This is a genomic window from Sphingomonas mollis, assembly GCF_016427505.1.
GTDB classification, from domain to species: Bacteria; Pseudomonadota; Alphaproteobacteria; order Sphingomonadales; family Sphingomonadaceae; genus Sphingomonas; species Sphingomonas mollis.
Genome location: NZ_JAELXS010000002.1, coordinates 1 through 18,938, shown reverse-complemented (window position 1 = coordinate 18,938; position 18,938 = coordinate 1). Strand labels below are relative to the sequence as shown.

General features: G+C 63.9%; 15 protein-coding genes. 12 read left to right on the top strand and 3 right to left on the bottom strand.

Features of this window, described 5'->3' with window-relative positions; all coding sequences use genetic code 11:
- The first annotated feature begins 93 nt into the window (after window positions 1–93).
- Window positions 94–2,145: a hybrid sensor histidine kinase/response regulator gene (locus JAO74_RS03550; protein WP_199035244.1), complete on the top strand. Its 2,052-nt coding sequence runs from the start codon at window positions 94–96 to the stop codon at window positions 2,143–2,145.
- Between the two features lie 222 nt (window positions 2,146–2,367).
- Window positions 2,368–2,763, top strand: a complete 396-nt coding sequence (locus tag JAO74_RS03545) for a VOC family protein (protein ID WP_233150647.1) — start codon at window positions 2,368–2,370, stop codon at window positions 2,761–2,763.
- 252 nt (window positions 2,764–3,015) lie between these two features.
- Here the strand turns inward: JAO74_RS03545 and JAO74_RS03540 are convergent, their stop codons facing one another.
- Window positions 3,016–5,829 carry a TonB-dependent receptor plug domain-containing protein gene (locus JAO74_RS03540; protein ID WP_233150646.1) on the bottom strand — a complete coding sequence of 938 codons (2,814 nt, stop codon included), beginning with the start codon at window positions 5,827–5,829 and terminating at the stop codon, window positions 3,016–3,018.
- 187 nt (window positions 5,830–6,016) lie between these two features.
- Between JAO74_RS03540 and JAO74_RS03535 the strand changes: the two genes are divergently transcribed.
- The 10 genes from JAO74_RS03535 (at window position 6,017) to JAO74_RS03490 (ending at window position 18,205) form a co-directional block, all read left to right on the top strand.
- Entirely contained in the window at window positions 6,017–6,358 is a 342-nt protein-coding gene (locus JAO74_RS03535; RefSeq protein ID WP_199036039.1) for a hypothetical protein, read from the top strand.
- Between the two features lie 732 nt (window positions 6,359–7,090).
- Window positions 7,091–8,584: a carboxylesterase/lipase family protein gene (locus JAO74_RS03530; protein WP_199035242.1), complete on the top strand. Its 1,494-nt coding sequence runs from the start codon at window positions 7,091–7,093 to the stop codon at window positions 8,582–8,584.
- 11 nt (window positions 8,585–8,595) lie between these two features.
- Window positions 8,596–9,357 (top strand): SDR family NAD(P)-dependent oxidoreductase, encoded by a 762-nt coding sequence (locus JAO74_RS03525; RefSeq protein WP_199035241.1) that lies wholly within the window; start codon window positions 8,596–8,598, stop codon window positions 9,355–9,357.
- A 116-nt stretch (window positions 9,358–9,473) separates the two neighbouring features.
- Complete coding sequence (locus JAO74_RS03520) at window positions 9,474–11,660, top strand: TonB-dependent receptor (protein WP_199035240.1); 2,187 nt, start codon at window positions 9,474–9,476, stop codon at window positions 11,658–11,660.
- A gap of 1 nt (window position 11,661) precedes the next feature.
- Window positions 11,662–13,062, top strand: a complete 1,401-nt coding sequence (locus tag JAO74_RS03515) for an FAD-binding oxidoreductase (RefSeq protein ID WP_199035238.1) — start codon at window positions 11,662–11,664, stop codon at window positions 13,060–13,062.
- A 31-nt stretch (window positions 13,063–13,093) separates the two neighbouring features.
- Complete coding sequence (locus tag JAO74_RS03510) at window positions 13,094–14,029, top strand: alpha/beta hydrolase (RefSeq protein WP_199035229.1); 936 nt, start codon at window positions 13,094–13,096, stop codon at window positions 14,027–14,029.
- Window positions 14,026–15,321, top strand: a complete 1,296-nt coding sequence (locus JAO74_RS03505) for an MFS transporter (protein WP_199035227.1) — start codon at window positions 14,026–14,028, stop codon at window positions 15,319–15,321. Before JAO74_RS03510 ends, JAO74_RS03505 begins: the two co-directional genes overlap by 4 nt.
- A gap of 52 nt (window positions 15,322–15,373) precedes the next feature.
- Complete coding sequence (locus tag JAO74_RS03500; protein WP_199035225.1) at window positions 15,374–16,129, top strand: helix-turn-helix domain-containing protein; 756 nt, start codon at window positions 15,374–15,376, stop codon at window positions 16,127–16,129.
- Window positions 16,126–16,821, top strand: coding sequence for a FadR/GntR family transcriptional regulator (locus tag JAO74_RS03495; protein WP_332908721.1), 696 nt, complete (start codon window positions 16,126–16,128; stop codon window positions 16,819–16,821). The genes JAO74_RS03500 and JAO74_RS03495 overlap by 4 nt, the downstream gene beginning before the upstream one ends.
- Before the next feature lie 139 nt (window positions 16,822–16,960).
- Window positions 16,961–18,205 (top strand): alpha-hydroxy acid oxidase, encoded by a 1,245-nt coding sequence (locus tag JAO74_RS03490; protein ID WP_233150645.1) that lies wholly within the window; start codon window positions 16,961–16,963, stop codon window positions 18,203–18,205.
- 145 nt (window positions 18,206–18,350) lie between these two features.
- Here JAO74_RS03490 and JAO74_RS03485 read toward each other — a convergent pair whose 3' ends face one another.
- Entirely contained in the window at window positions 18,351–18,518 is a 168-nt protein-coding gene (locus JAO74_RS03485; RefSeq protein ID WP_199035222.1) for a hypothetical protein, read from the bottom strand.
- The gene (locus JAO74_RS03480) at window positions 18,499–18,720 is read right to left on the bottom strand and encodes a hypothetical protein (protein WP_199035221.1); all 222 of its coding nucleotides are present in this window, start codon (window positions 18,718–18,720) and stop codon (window positions 18,499–18,501) included. The genes JAO74_RS03485 and JAO74_RS03480 overlap by 20 nt, the downstream gene beginning before the upstream one ends.
- Window positions 18,721–18,938 lie beyond the last annotated feature (218 nt).

Genomic DNA, 18,938 nt, shown 5'->3' with positions numbered 1-18,938 from the left:
TCCATGTCGACATCGTCTCGGCGAGCCGCTCTTCGCCAGTGCCGACAAGCATGAAAGCTAGCCGGGTCAGGTCGACCTATATAAGCTCAATCCATGTCGACAAGTGAGCGAGATGAACTGGACAGCCTGCGGGCTGAGAACGCCCGGCTCCGTGTCGAGCTGGATCGCTACAGCGCGCAGGGCGGTGACGGCGAGGGAAAGTACCGAGCCCTATTCGAAAGCATAGATGAAGGATTCTGCATCGTTGAGTTCGTCGACACGCCACGCGGCCCGCTGAGCGATTACGTTCACTTGGAAGCGAATGGCGCTTTCCGGAAGCATTGCGGACTGCCCGATTCGGTCGGCCTTAGCGCTCGAGACCTGATCGGCGACGAGGCGGTCAATTGGATTGCGACCTATCGGCTCGTGCTGGAGACGCGTCAGCCTATACACTTCGAACTGGAGCTGACCTCGACCGCCAAGCACCTGCAGGTCTCTGCCTGGCCGAGCGGCCCAAGTAACGGAAATCAGGTAGCGATCCTTTTCAAGGACCTGACCGAGCGTCGCCGGGCGGAAACCGCATTAGCCCAGCTCAACGTCACGCTCGAGGAGCGCATCGAGGAGCGATCGGCCGCATTGCGCCTCTACCGCGATATCGTGCAGTCGGATCATTCGCCGGTGTTTGCGTATGACGCGGACATGCGGATCACAGCGTTCAATAAGGCACATGCTGACGCCTACTTTCGCACCTATGGCATCCGGCAGCAGGTCGGAGACATACTGCCGGATCAGATCCTGCCGGACCAAGGCGAACTACTCCGCTCGTCGATGGCCCGTGCGTTGGCGGGTGAGAGCCTCATCATCCGGGAAGCGTTCGGCCACCCTGACCTCGAGGTTCCGGTGTGGCAGATCGCCTTCAACCCGCTCCTCGACGATGAAGGGCGGATCATCGGCGGCTTTCACCACGCGCTCGACATCACCGCCGAAGTTCGTGCTCAAGAAGAGCTTGAGCGGACACAGGACGCCCTGCGGCAGAGCCAGAAGATGGAGGCTATCGGCCAGCTCACCGGCGGTGTCGCCCACGACTTCAACAACCTGCTGACCGTCATTCGGGGGTCGGTCGATCTGCTGCGCCGGGAGAACGTCGCGCCGGAGAAGCGCCAGCGCTACCTCGACGCCATCGGCGACACCGCTGAGCGCGCCGCCAAGCTAACGGGACAGCTCCTGGCGTTCGCGCGACGGCAGACACTGGAGCCGGAAACGATCGATGTTCGACACCGCCTCGACGCCGTTTCGGACATGCTCGACAGCATCACGGGCGCGCGCGTCCTGGTCCGGTACGAGTTGCCGCCAGAAGCCTGCCTGATCCGCGCCGACGTCAGTCAGTTCGAGACGGCACTGGTCAACCTGGCGGTTAATGCCCGCGATGCCATGGATGGCGTGGGCACCATCACCGTCCAGCTACGCTGCGATGCGCAAATGCCCGCGATTCGTGGCCACGGTGCCGGCACCGGCCGGTTCGTCGCAGTCTCGCTGACGGATACCGGTGTCGGGATTGTGCCTGACGATCTGGAACGTATCTTCGAGCCATTCTTCACTACCAAGGGTGTCGGCAAGGGCACTGGGCTGGGCCTGAGTCAGGTATTCGGCTTCGCCAAACAGTCGGGTGGCGACGTCGATGTCGAAAGCGTCGCGGGCGAAGGCGCCATCTTCACGCTCTACCTGCCGCAGGTCGACACCGCGGAAGCCGACAGCAGGCCTGCGACTCTGCCGCAGACAGTCGATGGCGAGGGACGCTGCGTGTTGATCGTCGAGGACAATATCGGCGTCGGCCAGTTCGCCAGCCAGTTGCTCGACGATCTCGGCTTCCGGACCAAGTGGGTGACGAGCGCGGAGGAGGCGCTGGAGCAGCTCGGGACGGACGGCAGTGGCTTCGACATCGTGTTCTCCGATGTGGTCATGCCCGGCATGGGCGGGATCGAACTGGCGAGACGGCTCGCCCGCGACATACCGGCTCTGCCCGTCATCCTCGCCAGCGGGTACAGCCATGTCCTGGCGACGGAAGGTGCCGAGGGCATGGAGCTGCTCAAGAAGCCCTACTCAGCAATTCAGCTGTCGAATGCATTGCAGCGGCAACTCGGCGAACATCGAGAGAGTACTGGTTGATCCAGTCGTGTGACATTCAGTGGCGCCTTCACCATTACAGCCCTGCATTCTCGTCTACACGCCGGTTCCTCCACTGGTCGCCAGCTGATTTCGCACACCAACCGGTGTGCCGAGCGCCTCGTCTTGGCTCGAGAAGCGCAGTGGGACGACGGCCATAATCAGGCTAATGAGAGCCAAGCGGCATGGTTTCGGCCGCTCAGATGCTTTTTAAGGAGAGAAGACTTGCTGTTCCATACCATGGTAGGATCGAACGACATTGAGCGATCCAAGCGGTTCTACAATGCAGTGATCGCCGCCCTTGGTGGTGGCGAAGCGACGCTAAACGTAGCCGGCAGCGGTCATACCCGCCTCTTTTATCGCAATGAGGGAGGGACGAATTTCATCGTTAGCGAGCCGATCAACGACGAACCCGCGACCGTGGGCAACGGCAGCACCGTAGCGTTCGCATGCAACTCGCCCGAACAGGTCGAACTCTTTCACGATACAGCCGTTGCAAACGGCGGCACCTCAATCGAGGATCGACCCGGTCCGCGCGAGTCGGCGATGGGAACCATCACTTTGGCCTATGTCCGCGATCCGGACGGCAACAAGCTGTGTGGAATCCATATTCCAGCATAACCGCATCATCGCCCGGCGTTGATAGTATCAGGTGCTATGAGAAAAACACGCAGCGGACCGGCGAAAGCCGGTCCGTTCGGACCCATACTTGGACATTTACGCCCCTTCCAAGCTCCCCGAGTTCGGCCGCCCGTTCATCTCCGCATTATGGCCGCTTTCGGCATCCAGTTTCGCGGCAATCGCCCCCAGGCGGTCGTAGTCGCTAATGGAAAATGTATGTGGGAGGGACCCGCAGGCCCCTCCAGCGTTGAATCAAAAGTTCACGGCTGCCCGTGCATACAAGAAGCGACCGTTGAAGCCGAATGGCGAGAACCCGCTGTACGGCAGGAACTGATAGGTCGCGGGATAGCTGCCCCCGACACTCGTCGGCCGCGGGCCGAATGGGCGACGATCGGGATATACGTCGAATGCATTGTCGACACCAAGCGTCAGCTGCACACCCTGCAAATCGTAGCTCAGCGAGAAGTCGGTGATCCACTTCGGGCGGAGGCGCTGATCGTCAGGCCCCAACGCCGTCAGGCTGGTCGCATCGGCGCCAAGGGGCGCGGTCGTCTCTGGTGAGATGACAGAACCATAGCGCGTGGTCCGTGCCGACACGCCAACTCCGGCGATCTTCCCGTCGGTGGCGAAAACGGCCTTCGTCCGCGGCTGACCACGCTCGAACCGAATACCCTCGACGCGGCCAAACAGCACCAGGCCCGGAATCTGTGCGAGCGGGCCAAGATTGTTCAGACGCTTGTCGATCTTGTTCTGCGTGTAGTTGTATGCCGCGGAAAGATTCCACGCACCCAGACCACCCAGGTTGGCCCGATAAGTGGCCACTGCGTCGACCCCCTGTGTAGTGGTGTCGAGGCCATTGATGAAGAAGCGGGCGGCGCCAACGTTACTGAAGCCGTTGCTGGTCAGCACGGCCTGCACGGCAGCATTTTGTGCAGCGGTGCCGACACCGGCAGCGCCGAGATTTTCCGACAGCACCACGCGGTCCGTGATCTTGATCCGGAAATAATCGACTGTCAGGTTGAAACCGCGGAAGGGGTTGAACGTCGCGCCGCCCGAAAGGTTGAATGACTTCTCAGGGTCGAGCGGTTGTGACCCCAGCGCGCGGGCGACGGGGCTGCTAACCGGCACGGTGGATACGTCGACCGGCACCCCGGCGAGGAAGTTGGTCGACGTGGTCGTGAAAAACTGTTGATGCAGCGATGGCGCACGGAAACCGTTCGACACCGACCCGCGCAACGCGAAGCCCTCCAAAAATTCATAGCGCAACGCCAGCTTGCCGTTCAGCGTGTCGCCGAAGTCGCTGTAATGCTCATATCGACCGGCTGCGGTGGCGGTGAGCCCGGTGAACAGATCGGCATCGAATTCCACATAACCGGCAAAACTGTCGCGGTTCACGTTGGTGCGGGCTGAGACAGGTAGACCGCCAAACCCCTGCGCCCCCGCTGCGGCGGCGCGGCCGGGGAAGGAGCATATCCCATTGGCAAAGACGCCGCCAAGCACGGTGCAATTCCCGGCTGTCGTTGCACGAGCCGGAGTGAACAGCGGTCCTGTCAGATATGACTGGGGATCGCCAGGACGGATCTGATAGATTTCATGGCGGTATTCGCCACCGAACGCGAACGACAGTGGCCCGGCAAAGCCGACGTCGAATTGACGTGACAGATCGGCATTGGCGAGAATCTGCGAAAAGGAGAGACCGCCAGCATCGAATGAGCCCTGATTTTGTGGCCCGAACGACACGTTCACACTGTTCTCGGTCCGGTAGTTCAACTCGTTGCGCCCGAAGCCCAGCGAGAAATCACCCTTGAAACCGGCAACGTCAGCACGGATACCGCTGGTCGCCGACATGTCGTCGATGTTCGACTGGATCTTCGGCAGATAGCCGTCAGGCGTCAGGCCGACGAAATTTGCATTGGTTGGCACGGTGCCAGGCGTCAGTGTCGAGAAGTCACGATTCGTCGCGGCCGATTGCTGACGGAAGTTCGCCGCTGACAAGCCGTCGCGGTGGCCATAGGTGAAGAAGCCATAGAATTCGGCATCGCCCAGCGGCACACCTGTGTTGATGAGGAAGTTGAAATCCTCCGTCTTGGCATCGCCATAGCGGAAGTCGAGCCGGTTGAACGTCGCCTCCCGCGCATCAAACGTCGTGGTGGTCGGCCGGATGTAATTGGGCCGTAGATCGTAACCCTGCCGATTGGTGAAGTTCCGATCGCGGTATTCCCCCGTGAAATTGAAATATCCGCCATCGCCCACGGGAAGGCCGACATTGACGCCGAAGGTCGTGTATCCACCGTCGCGGGCCTTGCGCTCACCCGAGCTGTTCGCCTGGAGATAGCGTGTATCCGCGGTCCCCAGAACCGGTTGGCCACCTGACGTGACGAGACCGTCGAAGTCGGACACCCCGTCCAATGTCGTGACATATTTCCCGTAACTGACCTGCGCCCGCCCACCGGAACTTGCGGTCTTCAACTGCACGTTGATCACACCGGCGATCGCGTCCGATCCATATTGCGACGAGGCGCCGTCACGCAGCACTTCGATCCGCTGGATCGCCAGCGCCGGGATCATGTTCATATCGACCGCCGCTGCGCCGCGACCGACCGTTCCATTGATGTTGAGAAGCGCCGAGACATGGCGACGCTTACCGTTCAACAACACCAGCGTCTGGTCGGGGTTCAGGCCGCGCAGCGTAGCAGGGCGGGTGACGTCGGACCCGTCAGCGATCGATGGCTGCGGGAAATTGAAGGAAGGCACGAGCTGGTTGAGCGTCTTGTTAAGTTCGCCCGTCCCCGAAGCCTGCAGGGCGCTTTCGGAAATCAGATCGATCGGCACCGGGCTATCGGAAACGGTGCGATTGGCGACACGGCTGCCAATGACAACGATCTGACTGCCGGCGTCAGCCTCTGGTGCGACCTGCGCTTCGGCGGTAGTTTCCTGACTGGGTGCCGATTGGATCGTCTGCGCCGCGGCAGGTGCTACAAGCGCCATTGCTGACACGGACAAAGACAGGCGCGCGACTAACTTGCTGTGCTTCATTAATTCCCCCTGTTTCGAGCAGCTTCCCATCGCTCGATCCAGCGACACTTTATGAGGATCGCGCTAGCCGACAAGGTGACGGCACCGATGTTGCTCTTTTGCCTTTGTGTTGTTGCGAAGTTGCAACAGAAGTGACGCCTGACGGGAGCCTGCCATCCAATAAGGCGTTGTGGCGACCGTCCATTGCTTTTTGCGATACCTGCGTAGAGTGAGCGGCATGCCTCATGCCAGCAACATCGTGTACTGCAACGGACCCGAAAGCCCGCACGCCTTCGACATCGTGCCGCTACAGCCGCGCAATGGCAGCCTCGACGCCAAGTGCCCGGTATGTGACGGTCGCGGCCAGTGGAACACCGAGATCGATCTCGTCAGTTTCCGGTGTAAGCGGACGGCGTGCGACCGGTGCCACGGTGCTGGCTGGATCGAGACCGGCAACGATCCGATCGCCATCCCTGACATCGAGATGACGGCAGACGGTCATCCGCAATGGACCGTCCGTTACGAGCCGAGCAAAGGCAGCACCGTCGATCCCGCCAAGCCTGGCTTGGCCAACCCCTGACAACGCTGGTCGAAGCTCGCTCCTACCGGAGGGTCGTGACCGCCTCTCGGTCGGGAACACCGGCCCCCGCACCGTCATGCGCGCAGCCGGGTACGGACGCTGCAATGCCAGCACGTCGTCATAGCTGCCTGTCAGCCAGTGACCCTGATCGGTCGGCGCCAGGATCGTGATCATCTCGTGCCCGACCTGAGGTTGTTACCACCAAAGTTCGCGTTCGACATGATGGTGGAGTTCGTAAAGGCGACGCGCGGCCATCTTCACATCCTCGACCCCTCGGAAATGCTGCGGATCGTCCAGATTGCCGAGGAGCTCGTTAGGTGTTTAGTCCCGGCATCTGGTGGATCGGAGCTTGTCCGGTGCTAACATGAATCATGAGGGCAAACCGTTCGTGCAGCCCATGGCGCTTATGCTGCTGCCGTGTGCCCCGGGGATATTTATAGCAGACTAATGGTGTTAAGCTTTCATAAGACAGGAAGCTATTATTGCGACTATTCGAGAAAAGATCTCGGTTTCGCAAAATGCGTTGTATCCGTTCATCTAAAACATTTTCGTTTGGCATCGATGTGGGGTGGAGCGCTATTGTCCCTTCCGCATCACGCATGCGACGGATTTTTCAGGGTTTGCGAGCGATGTGCGCATGAGGTCACGCCTATGCGAACCCGGCATCGCAATCATGCCGATCTGCAAAGTCTCGGCGGCGGCATCGCACTGCGAAAGGTGTAAACCGGCTCCATGCCATCGCACAAAAAACAGGATCCCATCGTCCGTGTCGCGGCGGGCGCGGTGCGTGGACGCACGTTGGATGGCGTCCATCGTTACATCGGTATACCTTACGCGGCGTCGCCGGTCGGCGACAGACGGTTTGCATCGCCCGCGCCGCCACTACCGTGGGCGGGAGTGCGCGATGTCGTCGAACCAGGCGCCAATGCGCCGCAGCGGATCAAGTCAGTGCCGGGACTTGACGTTACGGCGCTGATCGGTGCCGGCTGGATCGCCGGCGACGACTATCTAACGTTGAACGTCTGGCGCCCCGACGACGACCGCACTCAACTGCCGGTGATGGTATTCGTCCATGGCGGCGGCTTCTTGATCGGCAGCAAGGATGCGCCGGTACAGGATGGAGCGACCTTCGCGCGCGACGGCGTGGTATGCGTCGCGATCAACTATCGCCTCGGCATCGACGGATTTCTGCCGATCCCGGGCGTACCGACCAATCTGGGCCTGCGCGACGTCATCGCCGCGCTTCAATGGGTGCAGACCGAGATAGGACAGTTCGGGGGCGATGCGGCGAACGTCACCGTGTTCGGTGAGTCGGCGGGCGCAATGGCGATCGCAGACCTCGTCACCTCCCCGCTTGCCCAAGGATTGTTCGCCCGCGCGATCATCCAGAGCGGGCACGGCGGCATGACGCGCGGCATCGGCACGATGCAGCGGCTGGTGATCAGACTCGCCGCGCTGCTTGGCGTCCAGCCGACCCGTGACGGCTTTGCCGGGGTTGGCCCCGTGGCGATGCTCGATGCCGTGGAGAAGGTCTCGCTGCCGACGACGCGGATCGATCTGCGCGGACCAGATGGGCGCGAGCCGGTGTTCGGGATCAGCCGCTTCGTGCCGGTTCACGGCGACGACGTGTTGCCGGTGCCGCCACTCGATGCGCTGGCCGCCGGCGCCGGCGCGGCGGTCGAGGTGCTGATCGGCACCAATGCCGAGGAAATGAACCTCTACCTCGTCCCGTCGGGTGTACGCGACAGGATCGGACGCCTGCTGTCGTGGTTCGTGCTGCGCAAGTCGCAGCCGCGCGCCTGGGCGGCCCTCAAGGCCTATGGCGCGGGCAAGCGACCTGCAGGACGCGCGCTGACCGATGCGATGACCGACCTCGTCTTCCGCTGGCCCGCCCGCCGCTTCGCTGAGGAGCATCGCGGTCGCACGCATGTTTACGAGCTCGAATGGCGATCACCGGCGTTCGGCGGTGAGCTTGGCGCGGCCCACGCGATCGATGTACCGTTCGTGTTCGACACGCTCACCTGTGCGACCGGACTCGAGGGACTGTTGGGACCAGCACCGCCGCAGGACATCGCGACGCATATGCATCGCTTGTGGGTCGATTTTGCGCGTGACGGATCGCTGCCCTGGGCGCCGTTCGATCGCAGCACGCGGCAGGTCTATCGTATCGGCGCGGGCGCCGCGGCGTTCGAGCCGGTGATGCCCGCCGCCGCCTTCCTGCCCTGAAGGATAACCGCATGTACGCCAATCGCCTGCGGCTCGACGGCCGCACTGCGTTCGTCACGGGCGGCGCGCAGGGCATCGGCTGGGCCTGCGCCGACGCGCTCGCCGAATTCGGCGCCGCGGTGACGGTCGCCGATCGCGACGCCGACCTGCTCGCACGCAGTCTCGAAACGCTTCGCGCCAAGGGACACCGTGTCGAGGGCGTGGTGCTCGACGTAACCGATTCCGTTGCGGTCACTGCCGCCGCGGATCGCGCGGGTCCGATCGACATTCTCGTTAACAATGCCGGGATCGCACGCAGCGAAACCGCAGCGGAGGACGTCGCCGACGAACATTGGCTGAATGTCCTGGATGTCAACCTCAACGGCACCTTCTGGTGCGCGCGCGCCTTCGGGCGGCACATGCTGGCGCGCGGGCGCGGATCGATCGTCAACATCGGGTCGATGTCGGGCGTCATCGTCAACCGCCCGCAGCCGCAAAGCTACTACAACGCCTCTAAGGCGGCGGTGCATCAACTGACGAAAAGCCTCGCCGCCGAATGGGCGGGACGCGGGGTGCGCGTCAACGCGGTCGCGCCGACCTATATCGCGACCCCGCTCAACGCCTTCGCGGACCAGAAGAGCGACATGTATCGCCGCTGGATCGACGGCACGCCGCAAGGGCGGCTTGGCGAACCCGAAGAAGTCGCCTCGGTCGTCCAGTTCCTCGCTTCGGACGCGGCAAGCCTGATGACGGGCAGCATCGTACTCGTCGATGGCGGCTATTCATGCTGGTAGGGCGAAGCATTTAAGCCGATCGGCATAGTCACCCGACCTTTCAGATAGCTATGGGTGGTGACATACCTTTCTGACAGGTGGGCGAATCGATCCGCCGTCATTGGAGAGGTTTTCACATGCGTCGTCGCTCGCTGTTCGCATTGTCCACCGCCCTCGGCATCGCATGGCCAGCGATCGCACCGGCTCAATTGACCGAGCCGCAAGGCGCGCAGACGACCGACCAGGGAACGCCCGCCGATCCGCAGGCCGATACCAAGGCTCAGACCGATCCCGCCGCATCCGACATCGTCGTCACCGCGCGGCGGCGCGAGGAGCGGCTGCAGGATGTGCCGATCGCGGTCACCGCGATCTCGGGTGACGCGATCAAGCAGCAGCAGCTGGTCGTCGTGCGCGATGTCGCCGCCTATACCCCCGGCCTAAACATCAACTCCGATTCGGTCGGGCGCGCGTTCGTCTCGATCCGCGGCATCGGCACCACGCTGATCGACACGGTGCAGCCGGGCGTCGGCATCTTCATCGACGGCATCTACCAGCCAAACACCACCTATCTGAACTCGCCACTGGTCGATGTCGCGCGGGTCGAGGTGCTGCGCGGACCACAGGGCACATTGTTCGGCAACAACACGCTGGGCGGCGCGATCAACGTCGTCACCCGCCAGCCGTCGAACGACTGGCAGGGCCGCGTCGACGGCGCGCTGGCGACGGGCGACAATTATGCCTCCGTCTCGGCCAGTGTCTCCGGCCCGATCGTCGCCGACGTTCTCCAGTTCCGCATCGGTGGCGCCTATCACAAGGAGGACGGGTTCCAGCGCAACCTGCTCGCCGGCGGCGACCAGAACCCGCTGGAGACCAAGAGCATCAGCGGCACGCTGCGTTTCCTGCCCGCCAACTGGGCGCGGTTCACGCTGAACGGCGGCTATGACCGGGTGTTCGGTGGCTCCACCCCTTATTTCCACGTCGCCGGCCCGCGCGACTACACGCTCGACAACAGCACCAACCAGCGCAGTCTGGCCACGATCGACTATTACGCCGCCAATCTGAAGGGCGAGTTCGATGTCGACAGCATCGACACCACGATCACCGCGATCGCCGCCTACAACCAGAGCAACACCAAGAGCGCCGGCGACGGCGACTACAGCGCGCTCGACTTCTTCCGCACCACGTCCGACCGCACGCTGAAGACCCGCACCGGCGAATTGCGCTTCGACACCAGGTGGAGCGACAATTTCTCGACGCTGATCGGCGCGTTTTACGGCCGTTCGACCACCGATGCCGTCACCACCACCACCGTCGTGCCCGCGCGCCTCACCGTGCCCGGCACCGCCACGTCGGAGAACGAGAACATCGCCGGCTTCGCCACCGGCTTCCTCAACTTCGGCGGCGGCCTCGATCTGGCGGTCGGCATCCGGTACGACCATCAGAAGCTCGACGCCTCCACCGCCGGGCTGGACGCCGCCTACAAGGCCAACGAATGGCAGCCGCGTGCCACGCTGACCAAGCGCTGGAACCCCGACTTCATGACCTATGCCTCGGTCGCGCGTGGCGTTCGCGGCGGCGGCCAGAACGGGCCGGGGGCGCCCAACCTCACCTATCGCGGCGACAGCGTCTGGACCTATGAGGTCGGCTCGAAGGCGAGCGGGTTCGGCGGTCGCCTGACTGCCAACGTCGCGGCGTTCTACAACGACTACAGGAACTTCATCGGCGCCAATGCGCTGGCGCCCTCGACCATCCGCAATCCCGCCACCGGCCAGCCGGTCGGCTTCGTCGCGATAAACCTCAATTCCGGCGATGTCGAAAGCTACGGCGCCGAGGCGGAGCTGGCGTTCAACGTCAGCAAGCTGTGGCGCGTCTATGCCAATGCGACGCTGCTCCACGCCCGCGTCACCGATGCCAGCCAGTTCCGGGCAATCACCGGCTATGCCTATCCGGGCAACCGCATCCTGTTTGTGCCCGACGCCAATTACGCGATCGGCACCAATCTGCGGTTGCCCTTCCATCAGGACCAGGCGATCGTGTTCGACACCAACCTGGTCGCCAAGGGCCGGCGCACCGGCGCCTCGCTCGATGCCGCCTCGGTGCCGTTCCTCGAAGCCTATCACCTCGTCAACGCCTCGCTCACCTGGCAGGGCGGGCCGCTCGAGGTCGGGGCCTTCGCGACCAACCTGTTCAACGAGAAATATCTCGAGACCTATCTCGACGCGTCGCTGCTTCGCCGGGCCGGGTTGCCCGCGCCGCTGATCTCCAACCTCGCGATCCAGACGCCGCGTCGCCGCGTCGGCATCCGCGGCACCGTCCGGTTCTGACATGCGCCACGATCCCATCCCGCCCCGTCCGCCGCTCGACGACGGCTTTGTCGCCACCCTCCGCCAGCGCTTCGGCGATGCACTGGCATTGGGGGAAGGCATCCGCCGCCAGCACGGTACCAGCGAGGCGCATTTCGCCGAAGCTTTGCCGGACGCGGTCGTCTTCGCCGCCTCGACCGCGGAGGTCGCCGACTGCGTCCGCCTGTGCACCGCAGCGGGCGTCGCGATCGTGCCGTTCGGCGCGGGCACCTCGATCGAGGGCAATGCGCTGCCCGTCAACGGCGGGGTCAGCGTCAACCTGTCGAGGATGAATGCTATCCTGGCCGTCAACGCGGAGGACTTCGACTGCACCGTCCAGGCAGGCGTCTGCCGCGAGGAACTGAACGCGCATCTGCGCGATACCGGGCTGTTCTTCCCGATCGATCCCGGCGCCAATGCCACGATCGGCGGCATGGCCTCGACCCGTGCCAGCGGCACTAACGCCGTCCGTTACGGCACGATGCGCGAGGCGGTGCTGTCGCTGACCGTCGTCACCGCGGACGGCAACGTCATCCGCACCGCGACGCGCGCGCGCAAATCGGCGGCGGGCTACGACCTCACCCGGCTGTTCGTCGGCGCGGAGGGCACACTCGGCATCATTACCGAGGTGAGCCTGCGCCTGCATCCGATCCCCGAACAGATCATGTCCGCGGTGTGCGGATTCGATTCGCTGCAAGGCGCGGTCGATACCGTGGTGCAGTCGATCCAGTGCGGCGTGCCGCTCGCCCGCGTCGAGATTCTCGACGACAAGCAGATGGCGGCGGTTAATCGCTGGTCGAAGCTCGACTATCCCGAAGTGACGACGCTGTTCTTTGAATTCCATGGTTCGCCCGCAGGTGTCGCTGAGCAGGTCGAGACGGTTGCGGCGCTTGCCGAGGCGAATGGCGGCGGCGCCTTTACCTGGTCGAACCAGCCCGAGAAGCGCGCCAGGCTGTGGAAGGCGCGGCACGAAGCCTATTACGCGGCGGTCAACGTCCGCCCTGGCGCGGTCGGCTGGACGACCGACGTATGCGTGCCGATCAGCCGCCTGCCCGAATGCATCCTGGCGACGCGCGCCGACATCGACGCCGGCACCGTGCCCGCCTCGATCCTGGGGCATGTCGGCGACGGCAATTTCCACGTCATCTTCTCGATCGACCCCAACGCTCCCGATGAATTCGAGGAAGTCGAGGCGATCAACCGCCGACTTGTCGAGCGTGCCATTGCGATGGACGGCACCTGCACCGGCGAGCATGGCATCGGCATCGGCAAGCAGGACTGGCTGGTCGCCGAACTGGGCGACGCGGTCGACACCATGCGCACGATCAAGCGCGCGCTCGATCCGCGGAACCTGATGAATCCGGGCAAGATCTTCTCGCTGTGAGGGGCATGTCGCACAGCCGAGGGATTATCCGATGACCAGTCTGCCAATCGTCGATCCCGAACTTCGCCCGCTGCTCGACGCATGGCCGACGGTGACGCTGACACCCGACGGTCTCACCGTGCTGCGTGCGCGCGAACTGCCGCTGCCCCCCGTCCCCGACTGTGGGGTCGATTACGATCGCCGCGCGGTGCCAGGTCCCGCGGTCGCGCCCGACATCATGTTGCATATCTATCGCCCCCGCGACGCGACGGGGCCGTTGGGGTGCATCTATCACATTCACGGTGGCGGCTATGTCGCTGGAGCGGCGAAGGACCTCGAGTTTCGCCACCGCCCACTCGCCGCCGAACTCGGCTGCGTCATCGTCTCGGTTGACTATCGCCTCGCGCCCGAGACCGTCTTTCCCGGTGCGATCGAAGATTGCTATGCCGGGCTGGCGTGGACCCATGCGAACGCCCCCGATCTCGGCATCGATCCCGCCCGGATCGGCGTGATGGGCGAAAGCGCGGGCGGCGGGCTTGCTGCGGCCTTGGCGCTGATGGCGCGGGACCGCGGCGGCCCGGCGATCGCTTTCCAGCACCTGACCTATCCGATGATCGACGACCGCACCTGCGTGAAGCCGCCGCATGCCCATGCCGGCGAGTTCATCTGGACCTCGCACAACAACCGGTTCGGCTGGGCCGCGCTGCTCGGACAGGAGCCGGGGGGTGACGGCATCTCCCCCTACGCCGCCGCTGCCCGCGCAGAGGACCTCGCCGGCCTGCCGCCGACGTTTCTCATGTCGGGCGCGCTTGACCTCTTCGTCGACGAGGACATCGAATATGCCCGCCGCCTGATCGCTGCGGGCATCGCGACCGAATTGCACGTCCACCCTGGCGCCTTTCACGGTTTCGACCTGATGGCCGGTCCGGGTGTCGCCAATCGTGCGCACGCCATGCGGCTCGACGCGCTGCGCCGGGGGCTGACATGACCGTTACCGCCCCGCCACCGCGGACGCTGCCATCGCTGTTAATGCTCACGCTGGCGATGGCGATCGGCTTCACGATGATGGCCTCGTTTGGAACCGTGCAGGAAGGTGCCAAGGTCGAACTAGGCCTCAGCGACGCGATGCTGGGGGTCATCCAGGGGGTCAGCGCCGCGCTGGCGCTCGTCGTCTTCTCGATTCCCGTGGGCATCCTCGTCGATCGGTTCAGGCGGACGCATGTCCTCGTCGCCCTCGCGCTGGTCTGGACTGTCGGCACCGCGATGACGGCGGTCGCGAACGGTCCGACGATGCTGTTCGTCGCGCGCGTGCTGACCGCCACCGGCACCACCGGCGCGTTGACCGCGGCGCTGTCGATCACCGCCGATCTGTGTGCGCCAGAACGGCGCGGGCGTGCGATGCTGCTCGTCAACATCGGCAAGATGGCTGGCCTCGCCGCGGCGTTCGGCGTCGGCGGCTGGCTGTTTGGCCGGATCGCCGCCGGCGGCTTGCCGATCATGGGCGGCATGGCACCGTGGCGCGGCACGCACGCGGTGCTCGCGATCGTCGGGCTGATCCTGATCCTGCCGCTGTTCCTTCTGCGCGAGCCAGCCCGGCACGAGGTGGCAGCGACGACGCACGCGCCGTTCAGGGTGCTGGCGACCGAGCTGTGGGCACGTCGCGTGTTCCTTGCCCCCCTGTTCATCGGGCAGGTCGCGGTGGTGATGGCGGACAACGCCGCGCTCGTCTGGGCCGCACCCGTCCTGGCGCGCCACTATGGCCTGCATCCCGGCGACTTCGCAGGCTGGATGGGTGCGCTGGTGTTCGGCTGCGGCCTGGCCGGGACACTGCTCGGCGGGTTCGCAGCGGACTGGGGACAGAAGAGCGGAATGCGCGGCGGACTGCTGCTGGGCGCGGTCGTCGCGGCCGTGATCGGCGTCCCCGCCGCGCTGTTCCCGATCAGCCCGACGGTGACGTGGTTCGCCGTGGCGTTTGGCGCGCTGTCGTTGTGCGGTGCGATCACCGGGCTCATCACCTCGGTGGCACTGACCGTGCTCATACCCAACGAGCTTCGCGGCCTGTGTATCGGCGCGTTCATCGCCTTTGCCGGGTTGATCGGTTTCGGCATCGCACCCTTGCTCGTGACCGGGATCAGCAGCGTGCTGGGCGGTGAATCCCATCTGGGTCCGGCGCTTGCGATCGTGGGCGTTGGCACCGGCATGCTGGCGGTACTGGGTTTTGTGCTGGCGATGCGTTCCGCGCCGGTATCCGCAACCACTGACCTATCAGATAGCAGTTGACGACCTGTCAGAAAGGTACATGATGCCGTCAATCTTGACGGAGGAGAGGATCATGACGGTCACGCCCAAACAGCGGATCGACGTTTCACCCGAAATGCTGTCGTTCATCGGCACTGGACCGATCGAACATGATGGGCGTGATGCCGACACGATCACGTTGCGTTTCGGGTTGGGGGATGTCGACCGGCCCGCGACGATCGCGTCTGGTTTCACACCGGATGCCGAAGCCATGGTCGTCTTGACCGTCGCCACTGCCGCTTGCGAACGCATTTTCGGGTTCCTGCCCGATGCGGATGCCGTCTGGCACCTGCCGACCGAATTGCGCGCGCTGGTAGTTGCGTTGCGCGATTGCCCCATGCCGGAGCCGGCGCGGACCACGTTGCGGCTGGCCAAGAGCATCGAACTGCTCTGCGCGAGCTTCGCGTGCCTGCATCAGGGGGCACTGATCCCCGCCGATGGAGCGGGCGTCCTGTCGGAACTCGACGCCGGTCGGCTGGCGGCGGCGCGGCGGTTGATCGACGATCGCTGGCAGGAGAAGCTGACGCTCGATTCGGTTGCGCGTGCTTGCGGGCTGAACCGCGCCAAGCTGACGCACGGGTTCCGCCAGATGTTCGGATCGACCGTGGCCGACGCGATCGCCGACAAGCGGCTGTCGGGCGCGCACGGGTTGCTGCTCGCGACCGACCTGCCCGTCTCGGCGATCGGCTATCGATGCGGCTACCAGAACAACGCCAGCTTCACGCGCGCGTTCGCGCGGCGGTTCGGGGTGCCCCCGACGCGGCTGCGCGCGCTCCAGGCGGCGGCGTGAAGACCGTGGATCGTCTCGACGAAAGCGGCTCTCTGGTCGAACGCGCGGTGCGCCGCGTCCGCGACCATATCCGCGAGCGCGATCTCAAGGTTGGCGATACGCTGCCTGGCGAGGGCCAGTTCGCGACCGAAATGGGCGTCAGCCGCGCGGTGATGCGCGAGGCATTCGGCGCATTGGCTGCGCTCCGCCTGATCGACGTCGCCAATGGTCGCCGCGCGCGCGTCGGCGCGATCGACGGATCGGTGATGGGAACCTCGATCGATCATGCGGTCGCGACCGCACAGGTCTCGGTCGCCGAGGTCTGGGACGTCCGCCGCACGCTCGAGTTGCGCACCGCCGAACTGGCCGCGCGTAACCGCAGCGACGCCAGCGCGGCAATGATCCGGACCGCCGCGCAGGCGATGGCGACCGCGGCCAACATCGCCGATGTGACCCGCCACGACATCGTCTTCCACCAAGCAATCGCCCGCGCTAGCGGCAATGCGCTGTTCCTCCAGATCGTCCGCTCGTTCGAACCGATGATGACGATCGCGGTGCCGGTGGCATGGGAGACGCGCCAGACCGCTGACGCGCGCGCGATCGTACTGAAACGACATGAAGACATCGCATTGGCGATCGCCGACCGCGACACTGCCGCCGCCGTCACCCTGATGGATGCGCACTTTGACCAGTCGATCGGCGCAATATTGTAGTTGAAAGACGCCGGAGCACGCTGTCATCGATAATACTCGGAAACGGGATCGATAGCGATCCTGAATAGCAAGGTTGCGTTACCGATCGTCGCTTCGAAGAAACGAATGGGGGACAGCAAGAGCATCAGTGGAAGGCTCGATGCTTCTGTCGGCCTCGACTCTAGACAACCAGCAACAAGACACTTCCGTCGGAAGGTATGATACCGCCATGACGCCACTTGAACGTGCAAACAACGTGTCCGACCTGCGTCTGATGGCGCGCCGCCGGTTGCCGCGGCCGATCTTCGACTATATCGATGGCGGCGCCGATGACGAGGTGTCCCTGCGCCGGAATGTCGCCGCATTCGCCGACTACGAGCTGATCCCGGACGTCCTCAACGACGTAACAGAAATCAGGACGGAGACCAGCATCTTCGGCCAACCGTCGCGCTGGCCGCTGATGCTGTCGCCGACCGGCCTCACCCGCATGTTTCATGGGCAAGCTGAATTGGCCGTGGCCGGCGCAGCGGCGCACCACGGACTCCTTTACAGCCTGTCGACGATGGGCACCACGCGGCTGGAGGACCTTGCGCAAGCGTTCGCCGGACCAAAGGTTTTCCAGATATACATTTTCAAGGATCGCGGCCTCACCGCTGAGTTCGTAGCCCGCTGCCGAGCGGCAGGCTTCCACGGCCTAGCGCTGACCGTTGACACGCCAGTCGCCGGCAATCGGGAGCGCGACCGGGTCAGCGGCCTCTCGATGCCCCCAAAGCTGACGGTCCGGTCATTGCTCAGCTTCCTACGCCACCCTGGCTGGTCGGTTCCTGCAATGACTGGGTCCAAATTTGACCTCGCGAACGTTAGTCACAAGGTTGATGCGTTGGCATCGGGGCCAATGAGCCTGTTCGACTATATTGGCGGTCAATTCGACCGGTCGATCGGCTGGCGCGAGGTCGAATGGCTTGCTCGCGAATGGGACGGACCGCTCGCGATCAAAGGCGTGATGACACCCGAAGATGCGCACCGTTCGATAGCGTCGGGAGCGACCGGCGTCATGATTTCCAACCACGGTGGGCGTCAGCTGGACGGCGCCCCTGCCCCGGTCGATCAAATTGAAGCAGTACGCGAAGCCGTTGGCGATGCCGCGGATGTAATTTGTGACGGTGGCATCAGGCGTGGCTCGGACGTGGTAAAGGCGCTTGCGTTGGGAGCGACAGCCTGCTCGATCGGGCGCCCCTACCTTTATGGCTTGGCAGCCGGAGGTGAGCCGGGCGTCAATCGTGTCCTGACAATTCTGCGGGCCGAATTTAACCGTACCCTGACACTTGCGGGGATCAACGATATCGCCGCCTTATCCCTCCGACACGTTCACAATCGACTGCGTTCGCCGAGCCACGCACATTAGCCAGCAGGCGGCGGCTACTGTTTCTGATCCCTGCCCCAAGCGCAGCTAAGCCATTGGGACATTCGAGCCTAGCGGGACGCATATTCTGCGCTGCTCGAGCTTCGCGACCACCCACCACCGCTTGGAAAGCGGGGGGGCAGCTACATCACTCGTGGTCAGCCTTCTTCATACCGGTGGTATCCGCCTGCTGCCTTTTGCCCAGCGCCTCCTGCTCCGCGCCGTCTTCACGCACTGACGCATCATCAGCGTTGGACTTCATCGTGCCTACCGCCTCGTTCACTTTGCCGATGATTTTACCGATTTTGCTGGTCATTGTTTTTCTCGGCTTCTGAAGAGGTTGAATCGATCTTCTGCTCTTTCGTGCCACCGTAATTCTCATTGCCACGCGTGCTGCCCGCACGTTTGCTCTCGCCCGGAAAGTCGGTTGCGGCAGTGTTTTCATCCGCGTGTCGCTCGTCTGCCATGCAATTGACCTTTAAATCTGAATCATGACGGATGCCGTCTGACAGGTGCACGATGCGGGTCGGGGCCCGTTGGGGCCCTCATCAATTGACAGCGAGGAGCATCGCGATCCTGTCAGGGCTGCCAAACGATGCGGCTGCGCAAAGGAGTCTGCGATGGCCCCGCAAACAGGAGGGATTGGCGCGGCCACCTCAGATCGATGCCTTGATCGCTGCACGCCTCAGCCCGCCCCCGAGGAGACGGGCCTTGCCATTACATCGCGTGGTTGGCT

Coding starts and splice junctions, on each gene's coding strand:
- JAO74_RS03515 (WP_199035238.1), top strand. CDS start 11,662: ATGCGCCACGATCCCATCCCGCCCCGTCCGCCGCTCGACGACGGCTTT.
- JAO74_RS03550 (WP_199035244.1), top strand. CDS start 94: ATGTCGACAAGTGAGCGAGATGAACTGGACAGCCTGCGGGCTGAGAAC.
- JAO74_RS03510 (WP_199035229.1), top strand. CDS start 13,094: ATGACCAGTCTGCCAATCGTCGATCCCGAACTTCGCCCGCTGCTCGAC.
- JAO74_RS03505 (WP_199035227.1), top strand. CDS start 14,026: ATGACCGTTACCGCCCCGCCACCGCGGACGCTGCCATCGCTGTTAATG.
- JAO74_RS03530 (WP_199035242.1), top strand. CDS start 7,091: ATGCCATCGCACAAAAAACAGGATCCCATCGTCCGTGTCGCGGCGGGC.
- JAO74_RS03490 (WP_233150645.1), top strand. CDS start 16,961: ATGCTTCTGTCGGCCTCGACTCTAGACAACCAGCAACAAGACACTTCC.
- JAO74_RS03540 (WP_233150646.1), bottom strand. CDS start 5,829: ATGGGAAGCTGCTCGAAACAGGGGGAATTAATGAAGCACAGCAAGTTA.
- JAO74_RS03525 (WP_199035241.1), top strand. CDS start 8,596: ATGTACGCCAATCGCCTGCGGCTCGACGGCCGCACTGCGTTCGTCACG.
- JAO74_RS03520 (WP_199035240.1), top strand. CDS start 9,474: ATGCGTCGTCGCTCGCTGTTCGCATTGTCCACCGCCCTCGGCATCGCA.
- JAO74_RS03535 (WP_199036039.1), top strand. CDS start 6,017: ATGCCTCATGCCAGCAACATCGTGTACTGCAACGGACCCGAAAGCCCG.
- JAO74_RS03485 (WP_199035222.1), bottom strand. CDS start 18,518: ATGACCAGCAAAATCGGTAAAATCATCGGCAAAGTGAACGAGGCGGTA.
- JAO74_RS03500 (WP_199035225.1), top strand. CDS start 15,374: ATGACGGTCACGCCCAAACAGCGGATCGACGTTTCACCCGAAATGCTG.